Genomic DNA, 14,782 nt, shown 5'->3' with positions numbered 1-14,782 from the left:
TAGTTTCAATATTGCTAATTACGGGTTACTTTGGAGAAGCCGTATACACTTCAGGCTCAGGACCAGTACTATGGGGACTTGTTTCAGGAATTGCCTATTTCTACATAGTATACGAGATTTGGTTTGGTACCGCAAAAAAACTTGCCATCAAGGCTGGTGGATCGGTACTGCAAGCACACAAAATGTTATGCTGGTTTGTATTAGTAGGATGGGCTATCTATCCTATTGGATATATGGACGGAACTACCGGATGGTATGACGGTATTTTTGAAGGACTCAATATGGATGTAATCTATAATATCGGTGACGCCATAAACAAAATTGGTTTTGGACTTGTAGTATATGCCGCGGCTGTAGCTTCGCGAAAAAAAGTCGAAGCCTAATTAACAAATAACCCGGGTCCTGACTCTAAGTTAGGACCTTTTCTACCTCCTGCTATTAAGTTTTAATCTCTTAATTCTGCCTTAATCCGCCTCCCGTTCATTTCTGCAATGTTAAGAATAGAAATACCTTCAGGGCATTCTACTTCACATGCACCCGTAAAAGTACAGCTGCCAAACCCTTCTTTATCCATCTGAAAAGTCATTTCTTTTACTCTTCTATGTTGTTCTGCTTTTCCTTGTGGCAGGTTATTTAGGTGGTTAATCTTGGCCGAGGTAAACAAGGCCGCCGAGGCATTCTTACATGTGGCAACACATGCCCCGCATCCAATACACGCCGCAGCATCCATGGCCCTGTCTGCCAACTCTTTGGGGATTGGGATAGCGTTGGCCTCGGGTGCCGTTCCGGTTTTGGAACTTATGTAAGCGCCGTTTTCAATGATCCGGTCCAGGGCAGACCTATCTACCATAAGGTCTTTAATGACAGGAAAAGACGTTGCCCTCCATGGTTCTACAATAATAGTGTCTCCATCCTTAAAACTCCGCATATGTAATTGACAGGTAGTAATATTATTATGAGGTCCATGGGCACGGCCATTAATAAAAACCCCACACTGACCGCATATGCCTTCTCGGCAATCATATTCAAAGGCAATTACCTTCTCCCCCTTGAGGACTAATAACTCATTAAGATGATCTAGGGCTTCCAAAAAAGACATGTCTTCCGTGAGACCATCTACTTCATAATCATGTAACTTCCCTTTTTCCGAGTACCCCTCTTGTCTCCAGATTTTAAACAATACTTTCATATGCACTTACTTATAGCTTCTTACCGATGGTTTAACAAATTCAAATTCTAGTTTCTCTTTGTGTAGTCTAAAATTTCCTTTTTCAAATTCCCAAGCAGACACAAAGGAATAATCTTCATCCATTCTTAATGCCTCTCCGTCTTCTGTTTGAAACTCCTCTCTAAAATGTGCTCCACAAGATTCCTTTCTTTCTAAGGCATCTGTGCACATTAAAAGACCTAGTTCTATAAAATCTGCCAGCCTTAAAGCCTTTTCTAATTCTGGATTTAATTCATCGGCAGACCCAGTAATTTTTACATCTTCCCAAAAACCTTCACGGATTTGTTTTATTTCTTTAATGGCTTCTTCCAAACCTTTTTTACTTCTGCTCATCGCACAATTGTTCCACATTACCTTTCCTAACTCTCTGTGAAAATGATCAACTGTTTTTGTGCCTCTGATTGCCATGATTTTTTGTATTTGCTGCCTTATTTCCTTTTCAGCTTCCTCAAACTTTGGATGTGAAATATCTGGATGGTTTTCCTTTATTTCCTTAGCTAAATAGTTATTAATAGTATTTGGTAAAATGAAATACCCATCCACACTAGCCTGCAATAAAGAATTTGCTCCCAAGCGATTTGCTCCATGATCCGAAAAATTACATTCTCCAATGGCATATAAACCGGGTATCGTGGTCATTAATTCGTAGTCTACCCATAAACCTCCCATGGAAAAATGGGCCGCAGGAGAAATTTGCATGGGCTCTAGATAAGCATCAATTCCGGTAATCTTTTTGTACATTTTAAACAAATTCCCATAACGATCTTTTATAGTTTCTAATCCAAACTTTTCTATGGCATGTTTAAAGTCTAGATAGACGGCATTTTTTAACCTACCTACACCAAAACCAGCATCAATACGCTCTTTTGCCGCTCTAGATGCGATATCTCTGGGTGCGAGATTTCCAAAACTTGGGTATCTTCTTTCCAAGTAATAATCGCGTTCTTGTTCAGGTATATCGTTTGCCTTTCGATCTTCGTTTGTCGTTTTTGGAACCCAAATACGGCCGTCATTTCTCAAAGACTCCGACATTAAAGTAAGCTTGGACTGGGCCTCGCTAGTCTGAGGCAGGGCCGTTGGATGGATTTGCGTAAAACTGGGTGCTCCGAAAAATGCACCTCTCTTATGTGCTTTCCAGATAGCACTGCCATTACATCCTATAGCCAGAGTTGATAGTCTAAATACCCTAGAATATCCGCCCGTAGCCAAAACAACAGCATCCGCGGCAAATTTTTTAAGCTCCCCACTAACCAAATCCCGAACTATAATGCCTTTTGCCTTTCCATCAATTACCACTAAATCTAGCATCTCTGTTCGGGGATGCATTGTAACTTTTTTGGCCTTTACCATCTTATACAGCTGAGAGTAGGCAGCAAGTAATAATTGCTGCCCGGTTTGCCCTCTTGCATAAAAAGTTCGCTGTACCTGTACTCCTCCAAAACTTCTATTAACTAAAGTGCCTCCATATTCTCTGGCAAAAGGAACCCCTTGTTGTACATAATGATCAATAAGCGGAGCTGAAAGTTCTGCCAATCTATAGGTATTGGCCTCTCTAGATCTAAAGTCTCCCCCTTTTAGGGTGTCATAGAACATTCTGTATACACTGTCCCCGTCATGTTGGTAATTTTTAGCAGCATTTATCCCTCCCTGAGCTGCTACCGAATGAGCTCTTCGCGCAGAATCCTGGTAGCAAAAACAATCTATGTCATATCCCAATTCGGCCAAGGTTGAAGCGGCCCCTGCACCAGCTAAACCAGATCCAACTACAATTACCTTTAGCTTTTTCTTGTTTGCAGGATTGATAAGTTGCGATTTAAGCTGGTAATTTTGCCACTTTTGTTCTAGCGGTCCTGTGGGAATTTTGGCATTTAGATTCATTTAATTCTATCTTTAGAAAAGTGGAAAATGAAAGTCGCACTTTAAATAATAAATAGGCTTAGAAATAAGATTCCTATGGCCTCTATTTATATCCTAACAATCATACCTACAATTTAAAGAAAATAGTAAGGAATACTCGTAAGTAATTTTAAAAAGATTATTTTGAGAAGTATTCTTTATGCTAGTATAAGGCTTTTTTGAAATTTCCTAGATGTGTTGAGAGCTTTTCCCAATATTTAGTCTGAATAAAAGAATCTTTAAACAAATAACCCCCCATTCCATAGGCCATTGCACCAGCATTTTTGAATGCTTGTATATTCTCTAAGGTAACGCCGCCTGTTGGCATTAATTCTAGCTGTTCTAGCGGTGCCATTACATCGCTTATATATGAAGGTCCTAGAGCTCTGGCCGGAAATACCTTAACCATTCTGGCTCCGGCTTCCCAACAACTATAAATTTCCGAAGGGGTGTATGCCCCGGGAAATATCGGAGTATTTATCGAATTACAGTATTCAATAAGCGAGATATCTGTAATTGGACTAACAATAAACTGTGCTCCAGCCTTCACCACCTCTTCTACCTGCTTTTTAGTTAAAACCGTCCCTGCACCAATATTTAACTGACCCCCATAGAGTTTATAAAGCTCTGAAATTATAGCGGTCGCATTCGGGGTATTCATAGTAATTTCAATATTGGTAAAACCTTCTTGCTGGTACACCTTTACTATCTGCAGAACTTCTTTAAGACTATAACCTCTTAAAATTCCAATAACCGGCACTTGGATAAATAATGCTTCAGAAAATTTAATCATTTCTTTACTTTTAGTTTATTCATTAGAAAAAGTTGTCCTCTGGGCACCGCCTTACGCATGTCTTGATCATCGATTCTTATAAGTTCGAAATCTGGTTTCAGGATTTCCAATGCCCGTGCATACAAGGAGCTGAAAACTCCACTGCCCGCGAGAACAATAGGGCCTTTATATCCCATTACTGCCTTTAATTCAGCACCAATTACCAGACCGTTTAAATACGACTCATTTGCTATTTTATCTACATTGTGAAGTATCTGATTGGCTCTTACTTTAAAGAGACTTCCCAAAAGATTTTGTTCTGACCCCTCTCTTATTCCGTCAACATATGCTTTGTCTTGTAAACTAAACTCCCGGTCATTTGACAGAGAATTTTTTAGAATACTCTTTTCTTTAAGCAATCCAAAGATTTCACCCGTCATAAAGGTATTAAATGATAGCACTTCTTCCTTGTCTATAAAAAGATGTTTGGAATGCGTTCCTGGCAAAATGCAGAGGTATTTTTTTATCGATAAAGAATCATTTAATCCCAAAATTTGAATCTCCTCCCCTCTAATAATGTCATGATTGCTTTTTATCCCTCCAAAGACATACAAATCATTACGGTATGCATTAGTTTTTTTTAAGTATTTCACATTTAATTTGGGTATGTTTAAATTAAATGGAAGCGAGGTATAAGGTACTTCAATCAAACCTAAGGAAGAGGATGCCATACCCGAAAGAACCACATCCAAATTTGCCAGAGTGGCTTTCCAGTTTTTTGAAATATCTTCCAATTTTTCCTGTAAGAAAAATCTAAAAAATTCTACTTTTTCTAAAGTCGGATTTCCTTGCCAAGTGCTATTTACTTTTGCAATTCCGTCGGAATCTGCATACTCTTCCAGTATTGCTCCCGATTCCCTTACCACCAAATAAAGCCGAAAATTGGATGTTCCCCAATCGCAACAGATTATTTGTTCAGATACATTCATAATTTAGGGGATTGTAAGGAAATACCGTTATTAATTATTGTCTGGCCACAAGATAAATAAATTACTTGGTTCCCTTTTTCTAACTTTAATCGTAAAAAGAATTTGCAAATAAAAAGTGATTATAAATGCATTAATTTCAATTTGGAAATAGCTTACCTTGTATCAATATGAAAAAAATTCACCACTCAACACTTGACATAAACACGGGTTTACCACCAGGGACCATTTCCTACGTTGGCAATAAGTCTAAAAAAGGTCTTTTTATTGATGTCTTTGACTATAACAAGCTACAATTTGAAGAAAAACGCCTTAAAAACCTAGAAGAGGTTTTTTCGTATGAGAACAAGGAAACAGTTACTTGGATAAATATTAATGGACTAAATCATACCAAAGAAATTGGCCGGTTAGGTAAAGATTTTTTGATTCATCCATTAGTCCTAGAGGATATTGCAAACACCAAACAAAGACCTAAGCTAGAAGAGCACTCGGACTATCTATTTATAGTGGTTAAAATGCTCTATTTTAACAAAGATCAAGAACTAAGGTTTGAAACGGTAAGTTTTGTTCAAGGGAAAAACTATGTGCTTAGTTTTCAAGAAGCTGATGGGGATGTTTTTGACGAATTAAGAGAACGCTTGAGAAATAGCAAGGGGAAAGTACGCTCTATGGGAGCAGATTACTTGCTCTATACACTAATAGATGCTATTGTAGACAATTACTTTAGTTTAATGGAAGTAATGGGAGATAAAATAGAGGCCCTAGAGGAAAACCTATTTAGTCCACATACAAATAAGGATCTCGTACAGGAAATACATGCCTTAAAGCGAGAAATATTAAGAATTCGAAGAGCAGTCTATCCTTTAAGAGAAGTAGTCAATCAAATGAATAAAGTAGATCAAACCCTATTATCCGATAGTACTGTGTTATATATACGAGATTTACACGACCATATAATTCAGGTTTCCGAAAGCATTGATTTACAAAGAGAGCTTATTTGGAGTCTGATGGATATGCATATGACAACCTTAAGCAATCGAATGAATGAAGTAATGAAAGTACTAACTATTATTGCTACCATATTCATCCCCTTGAGTTTTATTGCTGGAGTCTATGGCATGAATTTCGATTATATGCCTGAACTTCATAATCCATATGGCTATTTCATTCTCTGGGGTGTAATGGTATTGGTGTTTTTTGGTATGGCCTATTATTTTAAAAGAAAGAGATGGTTCTAGCTAATTTAATAGTGGCCAATCTAGTGTGTCAAAGCTACCTCTACTAAGGCTTCGCTATTTCTAAACCCTAGAATATTCTTTTAAAAATATGGTGTTGGCGTTATATAATACTTTTTATTAATTTTATAAAATGTTAGCCTTTAACGCAATAAGTCAATATTCTTAATACTTTTTCGTTAAATAATTAAACATATTATTAATTCTACTATAAATACTTTAGAAAAATGTATTTCTGAACTCTTTATAGTTCAATAAATAAACCAACAAGACTATTGAATAAGCCATCTTTACATCTTTACTCTCTGCCTTGTTTGTATCCTATCTCACTTACAGTACATTTTTCAAAATTTGTGTTTAATACCTCGTACTTAAATCAGTACAGGTCTAAAACTAAATTTCGGATATGATTTTTAACGGTAATTCTATAGACAGCGCATCGGATATCTTAGATTCTCACTTTGTCATAGTCGGCGCGGGAACTCTTGGACTGTATATGGCTTCAAGACTGAGAAAGAAATATCCAAAGAAGTCGATTTTGGTGATCGAAGCGGGAGGCAAGTATCCAATGGCAGATGGAAATGAAGAAACTTCAAAAAGTATAGGAAAGGATCATCAAGGCACAATAAACAGCCGGTATTCTGGTATCGGAGGTACAAGCGTTGCTTGGTATGGTGCTTTAGTTGAATTTGATGAGGTTGATTTTAAAAGGCCAGGACAGAATTGGCCCATATCCTATCAGGAAGTCAGAAAATACTATGCAGACGTGTATGCGGCTTTAGGAATAAATCAAATTCCATCCAAAGAATACTACAACCGCATATTTAGAACATCGTTAAACGGGGAACACAAGCTAGAAAGCACCTATATTCATACATTAAAGCACAAAAGTCAAAATTTCTCACGTCTATTCAAAAAAGAAATTGAAAGTGATAATGTAAATATTATTACAAACACCACTGCCTTTGAAATGCGTTTTAAGGACGACTGTGCAGAAGAATTACGCTGTATCTCAACTAATGGTGTAGAGTTTAGTGTAAAAGGAGAAAAATTTATTTTTGCTTCGGGAACTATAGGTATTAATCAATTCTTTCTTTCTACAAAGTTAAATACCCAAGTCCCATGGAGTTCTAATCCAAATATTGGGCAATATTTCCAAGACCATTTAAAAGGGGAGGTTGGAAAACTAAAAATTCGGAACGATAAAAAGTTCAAAAAGCTTTTCGAAGAAAGAATAATTAAAGGCACCAGGGTGCAGCAACGTTTTATTTTTAATGATAAACACCGCTCGAAACTTCAAAATGGAGCCGTTGCCTTCTTTATTTATTACTCTAAGCAAGAGGAAGTAGTGAATGAAATTAGGAGCTTTATTAGAGATTTTGGCATAAGAAATACAGTAAATGATCTAGTTACTTTTATAAAAAACATAAACAAGATAAAAGGATACCTATTTAGTTTATCTACAAAGTATTTTCTTCAGAATAGGGTTCATCGATTAGCAGATGAAGGCACATATGTTATTGTTCAGACAGAACAAATTCCAATTGTAGAGTCGTACATCACCATTTCAAAAAAAGAAAAACTGCCCAACGGACTTTATAAAGTTCATATTCACTGGGATTGGAATGGGGAAGAAATGCGGGCAGTACACGATATGACGATGGAACTGAACGACTACTTAAAAGAATTAGAAGTGGCGGAAATAGAAATTCCTAAAGATATTCATCCTTCAAACAGTACCTTTTTAAATACATTTAGAGACACAAGCCATCAATGTGGCGGCATGCGCATGTCTAAAAGTAAGGAAGACGGGGTAGTTGATGAATATTGTAAAGTATGGGGTACATCCAATGTATGGATTGCTGGTTCTGCGGTATTTCCTACTTCAAGTCATGCCAATACCACCTTGAGTGCTCTGGCCTTAACGGAAAGAATTGTGGATAAATCCCTGTAAGCAAAAAAATATCCTCTCAATATCCGGGCTGCAAATCTAATACAGTGGTATCGATAGTATTCTTTTTCGATTTTTTCTTCTTATCCCTTTTTACGTAAAATTTTCCTTCTTTCTTCGAAAACAATTCAATACTAACTCCCACTACTACACCTCCAAGAACAGTAGCACCTACATCTCCATTATCCCATTCTCCTCCATTCCCTTTGTCTATTGCTTCCTTAGCAAGACCGGCTAGTAAACTTCCTGCTACGGAACCAGTAACCGTCCAGAATCTATTCCTTTTGGTTATTTTGGAGGCAATTAGGGCACCTGCCCCACCGGCAAAAGCACCAGCTGCAAAATGAAGAGCCTTGTCTTCTTCTATTTGTGAGTAGCCTTTGGAAGACCAAAGAAAAATCCCAATAATCATTAAGATTATCATTTTTTGCATCTTTAAAAATAAGCATAATCTGAGTTAAAAAGATCGATAAATAGATGAGTTACCTTAATTCAAGGTTAGAAAGCATACTGTTATCAAAATTAACTTAATAACATCTCTGTTTAGCTTATAACTTTTTCCTACTTTTATTCGTCTTAATTAATCCAAGAATATGAATAGATTATCTTATGTTTTATTAGTCCTTATCGGCATGCAAATTATCAGTTGCAAGCAATCCAGAAAAGCGGAAGAAAATATTCCAGCTATACAGCAGCAGGTTTATGAAAATGAAATATTATCCAGTGATTTCTCCAAAATTGTTGGGAAAGATAGTATTCAACTCTATACAATAATAAATAAAAATGGCATAAAGGCAGACTTTACTAATTACGGACAGCGTCTTATTGCCTTGCATGTGCCAGACAAGAATGGTAAATTGGAAGATGTAGTTTTAGGACTTCCAACTCTTGATGATTATATGAATGGGCCTAAAAATAATTTTGGCGCCGTTATCGGGCGCTATGGAAATAGAATAGCTAAGGGAAAGTTTAGCATAGAAGGCAAAGATTATCAATTAGCGATCAACAATGGCGAAAATCATTTACATGGCGGTTTAATTGGTTTTGAAAGTGTTATTTGGAAAGGAGAAATGCTGGCTTCCAATAGCGTTAAATTCCAAAGAATTTCCGCACATATGGAAGAAGGCTATCCGGGTAACCTAGACGTAACTGTTACGTATACCTTAACCGATTCCAATGAATTGAAAATTGTTTATGAGGCCAATACAGACCAAACTACTGTTGTAAACTTAACCAATCACTCCTACTTTAATTTAAAAGGAGAAGGCAAGGGTGATGTTAACGATCATGTTATGTTTATTAATGCAGCATATTATACACCGGTCGACGCCGGTCTAATTCCTATTGGCACTTTGGAAAGTGTTGATGGAACACCTTTGGATTTTCAGGAGCCAAAAGTGCTAAAAGAAGGTTTAGACAGCCAACATGAACAAATTATTCTTGGGGGTGGTTATGACCATAATTTTGTACTAAATAAGACACCGACAAATAAAGAAGGACTTGTTTTAGCAGCAAGAGTAGAGGAAGTACAATCTGGAAGAATTATGGAAGTGTATACCTCCAAACCAGGGATGCAATTATATGGAGGAAATTTTTTAAATGGTAGTAGCTCAGGAAAAAATGGGGAACCTCATGAAAAAAATGGTGCTTTTTGCCTGGAAACCCAATACTTTCCAGACTCACCCAATCAACCAGAATTCCCATCAACCCTACTACAACCGGGAGAAACTTATAAATCAACTACGGTATATAAGTTTGATGTTTCAGAATAAGTAATAAAAGAAAGCAAAAGAGAGGTTTTATAAATCCATTAATCCGAAAAAATTAATTATGACATTCGAATGGAAAGGGGTTATGCCAGCGCTAACCACCAAATTTACGGACAAAGACACTTTAGATCTTGACATGTTCAAGATAAATTTAAATGCCCAAATCAAGGCCGGCGTTACCGGCGTGGTACTTGGCGGAACACTGGGAGAAGCAAGTACCCTAAGCGACGATGAAAAGAAAATCCTGGTACAGACCGCAGTGGAATATGTACAAGGAAAAGTTCCCGTAATAATAAATATCGCCGAACAATCAACTAAAGGGGCAGTTAAAGCTGTAGAACATGCGGCTAATAACGGAGCTAGTGGCTTAATGGTGTTGCCTCCCATGCGATATAAGGCGGATTCTTTTGAAACGGTGACCTATCTAAAGACCATCGCCCAAAATACAGATTTGCCTATTATGATTTACAACAACCCAATTGATTATGGCATTGAAGTAACTTTGGATATGTTTCAGGATTTATTGTCCTGTAACAACATTCAAGCCGTTAAAGAATCGACAAGGGATATCTCAAATATTACAAGATTAAGGAATGCTTTTGGCTCGAGGTTAAAGGTTTTAACTGGGGTAGACACTCTAGGAATGGAAAGTATTTTAATGGGGGCCGATGGATGGGTAGCAGGATTGGTTTGTGCCTTTCCTGAAGAAACCGTCGCAATATACAATCTAATACAGGCAGGGGAGATTAGTAAGGCACTTGCTGTTTACCGCTGGTTCTTACCCCTACTAGAACTTGATATTAGCCCTCAACTAGTCCAAAATATTAAGTTAGCTGAAGTAGCAACAGGTATTGGAACGGAAAAAGTAAGAGCTCCAAGATTACCATTACGTGGAGTTGAGCGTGAAAGGGTTCTTGAAATAATTAACAATGGATTGGAAAACAGACCTGATGTCTCCAAGTATATTTTAAACCTTGAAACATCGCACAGAACTGCCTAAAAACACAAATATGATTACAGGACAAAACTATTTGGGGAACAAAAGATCTTCTAAAGGCGAAAAGACATACAAAACTTTTAACCCAAGATTGGGTATTACTAATGAATGGACCTTTTATGAGGCAACTCAGGAAGAATTGGAGGAGGCAGCCAGGCTCGCTCAAAATGCCTTTATCAGTTACCGAAATATCTCCCCGGCAAGACGTGCTGGATTCTTAAGAGTTATTGCAGATGAAATAGAGGCATTAGGAAATACATTAATTGAAACCTATTCAAAGGAAACTGCACTACCGGAAGGAAGAGCCAAAGGAGAAAGAGGAAGAACCGTTGGTCAGTTAAGATCTTTTGCCAATGCATTGGAAGATGGTTCTTGGGTAGAGGCTAGTATAGATACGGCAATCCCTGATCGTTCTCCGATCCCAAAACCAGACCTGAGAAAAATGCTTATTCCAATAGGGCCAGTAGCCGTTTTTGGATCCAGTAATTTTCCTCTTGCCTATTCAACAGCCGGCGGGGATACTGCTAGTGCTTTGGCAGCAGGGTGCCCAGTAATTGTTAAAAGTCACCCTATGCACGCTGCGACAGGTGAATTAGTTGCTTCTGCTATCATAAGTGCGGCAAAGAAAACAGATATGCCAAATGGTGTTTTTTCTAACTTAAATAGTAGTGGCATTGAAGTGGGACAAGCTCTGGTAAAACATCCAGGAATAACAGCAGTTGGTTTTACCGGAAGCATAAAAGGAGGTACAGCCCTATATAAATTAGCCAATGAGAGGGCGGAGCCAATTCCTGTATTTGCGGAAATGGGTAGTGTAAATCCTGTCCTTATTTTTCCTTCCGCATTATCAGAAAATGGTGCATATTGGGCTAATCAATACGCGTCATCAATTATGCTTGGAGCGGGTCAGTTCTGTACAAATCCCGGTTTAATTTTTGGCGTAAAAGGGAAAAGTTTGGATAATTTTAAAACAACTCTTGGTAAAGACATAGCTGCATTAGATCCAAGTTGCATGCTGCATCCTACAATTTATGACAACTATGAAAAAGGAAAAAAAGAGGCTGTTGCACAGGAGGGGATAACACAGCTTAATTCCCCTAGTTCAGAAAATCCATCCTATTTTGCCCAGCAATTGGTTTTAAGTGTGAGTGGAAAAGATTTTTCTCAAAACCCTAAGCTCCATCAGGAAGTATTTGGTCCGTTTTCTATTGTTGTAGAATGTGAAAGTCCGGAGGAAATACAGGATATTATCAAGGAGCTGGAAGGACAATTAACCGGCACCGTTCTGGGAGACAGCAATGAATTAAAGACTTATTCCGAGGTAATAGATGCTATGGCACAAAGAGTTGGTAGAATAATATACAATGGTGTTCCAACTGGGGTTGAGGTATGCCCTTCTATGGTACATGGAGGGCCTTTCCCAGCTTCTAGTGATAGCAGGTTTACAGCGGTTGGAACAAACGCCATAAAAAGATGGGTACGGCCATTTTCATATCAAAACTGGCCAAATGAACAATTACCTGATGCTTTAAAAAATGAGAACCCACTTAATATTCTAAGATTTGTAAACGGTTCCTATACTGATTCCAAGATTTAGTCTTTTTCTATGACAAAAACAACTTTCAGCTGTATAGACGCTCATACCTGTGGAAATCCCGTGCGACTAATTACAAAAGGGTTTCCAGAGCTGAAAGGGAAAAATATGAGTGAAAAAAGACAGCATTTTATACGGGAATTTGATTGGATTAGAAAAGGTCTAATGTTCGAACCCCGTGGTCACGACATGATGAGTGGTGGTTTTTTCCTTGAACCATCAGATCCTTCTAATGATTTGGGTCTTTTATTTATGGAAACCAGTGGATGTTTGCCCATGTGTGGACATGGAACCATTGGGGCCATCACTATTGGTTTGGAAGAAGGGCTCATTAAACCGAAAACCCCCGGGAAAATAAAACTTGAAACACCCGCAGGTTTAATTCATGTTTCCTATTGTCTAAAAAATGGGAAAGTTATCTGGGTTAAGTTTAATAATATAAAGTCTTTTTTGGCCAAGAGAGACTTAAAAATTAATAGCGATGTTTTAGGGGAACTCGTTTTCGATGTCGCTTACGGTGGAAATTTTTATGCTATCATTGATGTTCAAGATAATTTTGAAGGATTAGAATTCTTTTCGGCCAGCGAGTTAATTACAATGAGTTATCAACTAAGAAAAGAGATAAACAAAAGATATCCAGAAGAATTTATTCATCCAGAAAATAGCACTATAAATGGCGTATCTCATATTCTATGGACAGGGAAAACAATAAGTGATAAGTCTACTGCCCGAAACGCAGTTTTTTACGGTGACAAAGCCATAGATAGATCGCCCTGCGGCACCGGTACTTCTGCTAGGATGGCTCAATGGCATTCCAAGGGCTTATTACACCTTAAAGAGGAGTTTATTCACGAGAGTTTTATAGGTTCTACTTTTGTTGGAAAAATAGAAGCAATATCTAGTGTAAATGGTATTCCTGCTATTATTCCCAGTATACAGGGGTGGGCACGAATTTACGGATATAATACCATAACAATTGACCAGGAGGATCCTTTTGCTCTTGGTTTTCAAGTAATTTAAACAATGGGAAAAGAAGTAGTAATTATAGGAGGTGGAATTGTAGGCTTAAGTTCTGCTTATTATTTACACAAATCTGGACACCAGGTTACCGTTATTGATAAGGCAGATATACGCTCCGGTGCTTCCTTTGTCAATGCGGGATATATTACCCCTAGCCATATCATTCCGCTAGCCTCGCCCGGGATGATCGCCAAAGGATTGAAATGGATGTTTAATTCTTCTAGTCCTTTTTATATGAAACCCCGGTGGGATACAGATTTTTTTAAGTGGTCGTGGAATTTTCATAAGTCATCCACGCATAAAAAAGTGAACCTGGCGATTCCTGTGATTAAAGACATAAACATTCTTAGCAAAACCCTGTATGAAGAGCTGAGAACCTCAGAAGATTTGGGAAGCTTTCAGTTAGCAAAAAAAGGTCTTCTAATGCTCTATAAAACAGATAAGGCCGGAGAAAAAGAAATGGAAGTAGCAGACAAGGCGAAATTTCTGGGCTTAGAAGTGAATTCTTTGAATTACAAAGACCTCAAAGAATTAGAGCCTGATGTTGAAATTGATGCCAAAGGTGCCATTCACTATGTTTGTGATGCACACACCACTCCCACAGAAATAATGCCCAAACTATTAGATTACCTAAAAAGTGTAGGAGTGAAAATAATGACCAATCAGGAAGTCATTAAAATAAAAAGATCGAATCACCGAATTGTATCGGTTAGCACAAAAAGCAACACCTATGAGGCCGATGAAGTTGTGATGGCAGCAGGATCATGGAGCGGTAATCTAGCTAAGCTTTTAGACATCCCTATTTCTCTACAAGCAGGAAAAGGTTATGCCATCAATGTTGCCAAACCCACAGGGATTAGACTGCCGGCGGTATTAATGGAAGCCAAAGCCGCGGTTACACCAATGAAAGAGTATACGCGTTTTGCAGGTACCATGGAATTCTCAGGAATCAACAACATTATTAGAAAAGAAAGGGTGGCAGCAATAGGACGAGCCGCAAGAGACTATTATCCGGAAATAAGAATAGATTCTCATGATCTAAGTAATGCCAAAAGTGGACTAAGACCAGTTTCACCGGACGGGCTACCCTACATTGGAAGAACAAAAAAATATGACAATTTTACCTTTGCTACCGGACACGCCATGATGGGCTGGAGCTTAGGTCCTGCTACGGGAAAATTAGTCTCGGAAATCTTGAACAAAGAAAACCTTTCCATGGATATTGCTCCATTTAGCCCCGATAGACGCTTTTAAGTGGTATAGAAAATCTCCTTTATAGTTTTGCCACCCATTTACTATGGCAATCTTTTTTGTACATTAATACAGTAAAAAAA

Annotated in this window: 12 protein-coding genes and 1 pseudogene; 8 read left to right on the top strand and 5 right to left on the bottom strand. The window is 38.0% G+C overall.

The window, feature by feature from the left end; translation table 11 throughout:
• Window positions 1-5: 5 nt before the first annotated feature.
• Window positions 6-383: pseudogene (locus PXG98_RS05075) on the top strand (bacteriorhodopsin); the annotation flags it as partial.
• Window positions 384-445: 62 nt separating this feature from the next.
• Here the strand turns inward: PXG98_RS05075 and PXG98_RS05070 are convergent.
• From PXG98_RS05070 to PXG98_RS05055, 4 genes are all read right to left on the bottom strand, one after another.
• Window positions 446-1,189, bottom strand: coding sequence for a succinate dehydrogenase/fumarate reductase iron-sulfur subunit (locus PXG98_RS05070; RefSeq protein WP_276389336.1), 744 nt, complete (start codon window positions 1,187-1,189; stop codon window positions 446-448).
• Window positions 1,190-1,195: 6 nt separating this feature from the next.
• The gene (locus PXG98_RS05065; RefSeq protein ID WP_276389335.1) at window positions 1,196-3,106 is read right to left on the bottom strand and encodes a fumarate reductase/succinate dehydrogenase flavoprotein subunit; all 1,911 of its coding nucleotides are present in this window, start codon (window positions 3,104-3,106) and stop codon (window positions 1,196-1,198) included.
• 181 nt (window positions 3,107-3,287) lie between these two features.
• A complete protein-coding gene (locus PXG98_RS05060; RefSeq protein WP_276389334.1) occupies window positions 3,288-3,917 on the bottom strand; it encodes a bifunctional 4-hydroxy-2-oxoglutarate aldolase/2-dehydro-3-deoxy-phosphogluconate aldolase in 630 nt (209 codons plus the stop codon).
• Window positions 3,914-4,885, bottom strand: a complete 972-nt coding sequence (locus PXG98_RS05055; RefSeq protein WP_276389333.1) for a 2-dehydro-3-deoxygalactonokinase — start codon at window positions 4,883-4,885, stop codon at window positions 3,914-3,916. Before PXG98_RS05055 ends, PXG98_RS05060 begins: the two co-directional genes overlap by 4 nt.
• Before the next feature lie 167 nt (window positions 4,886-5,052).
• Here PXG98_RS05055 and corA point away from each other — a divergent pair, with 167 nt between their 5' ends.
• Complete coding sequence (gene corA / locus PXG98_RS05050) at window positions 5,053-6,120, top strand: magnesium/cobalt transporter CorA (protein ID WP_276389332.1); 1,068 nt, start codon at window positions 5,053-5,055, stop codon at window positions 6,118-6,120.
• A gap of 403 nt (window positions 6,121-6,523) precedes the next feature.
• Entirely contained in the window at window positions 6,524-8,071 is a 1,548-nt protein-coding gene (locus PXG98_RS05045) for a GMC family oxidoreductase (protein WP_276389331.1), read from the top strand.
• Window positions 8,072-8,087: 16 nt separating this feature from the next.
• Here the strand turns inward: PXG98_RS05045 and PXG98_RS05040 are convergent, their stop codons facing one another.
• Window positions 8,088-8,492, bottom strand: coding sequence for a hypothetical protein (locus tag PXG98_RS05040; protein WP_276389330.1), 405 nt, complete (start codon window positions 8,490-8,492; stop codon window positions 8,088-8,090).
• Between the two features lie 169 nt (window positions 8,493-8,661).
• Here PXG98_RS05040 and PXG98_RS05035 point away from each other — a divergent pair, with 169 nt between their 5' ends.
• From PXG98_RS05035 to PXG98_RS05015, 5 genes are read left to right on the top strand one after another with little or no spacing between them, the layout of a single operon-like run.
• Window positions 8,662-9,840 carry an aldose epimerase family protein gene (locus PXG98_RS05035; protein ID WP_276389329.1) on the top strand — a complete coding sequence of 393 codons (1,179 nt, stop codon included), beginning with the start codon at window positions 8,662-8,664 and terminating at the stop codon, window positions 9,838-9,840.
• 58 nt (window positions 9,841-9,898) lie between these two features.
• Window positions 9,899-10,837, top strand: coding sequence for a dihydrodipicolinate synthase family protein (locus PXG98_RS05030; protein WP_276389328.1), 939 nt, complete (start codon window positions 9,899-9,901; stop codon window positions 10,835-10,837).
• Window positions 10,838-10,847: 10 nt separating this feature from the next.
• Window positions 10,848-12,431: an aldehyde dehydrogenase (NADP(+)) gene (locus PXG98_RS05025; protein WP_276389327.1), complete on the top strand. Its 1,584-nt coding sequence runs from the start codon at window positions 10,848-10,850 to the stop codon at window positions 12,429-12,431.
• A 9-nt stretch (window positions 12,432-12,440) separates the two neighbouring features.
• Complete coding sequence (locus tag PXG98_RS05020) at window positions 12,441-13,448, top strand: 4-hydroxyproline epimerase (RefSeq protein WP_276389326.1); 1,008 nt, start codon at window positions 12,441-12,443, stop codon at window positions 13,446-13,448.
• A 3-nt stretch (window positions 13,449-13,451) separates the two neighbouring features.
• Window positions 13,452-14,702, top strand: a complete 1,251-nt coding sequence (locus tag PXG98_RS05015) for an NAD(P)/FAD-dependent oxidoreductase (RefSeq protein WP_276389325.1) — start codon at window positions 13,452-13,454, stop codon at window positions 14,700-14,702.
• Window positions 14,703-14,782: the final 80 nt, after the last annotated feature.

Origin of the sequence: Eudoraea chungangensis, assembly GCF_029360665.1 — a bacterium.
GTDB lineage: Bacteria > Bacteroidota > Bacteroidia > Flavobacteriales > Flavobacteriaceae > Eudoraea > Eudoraea chungangensis.
This window is presented reverse-complemented; position numbering and strand designations above follow the sequence as displayed.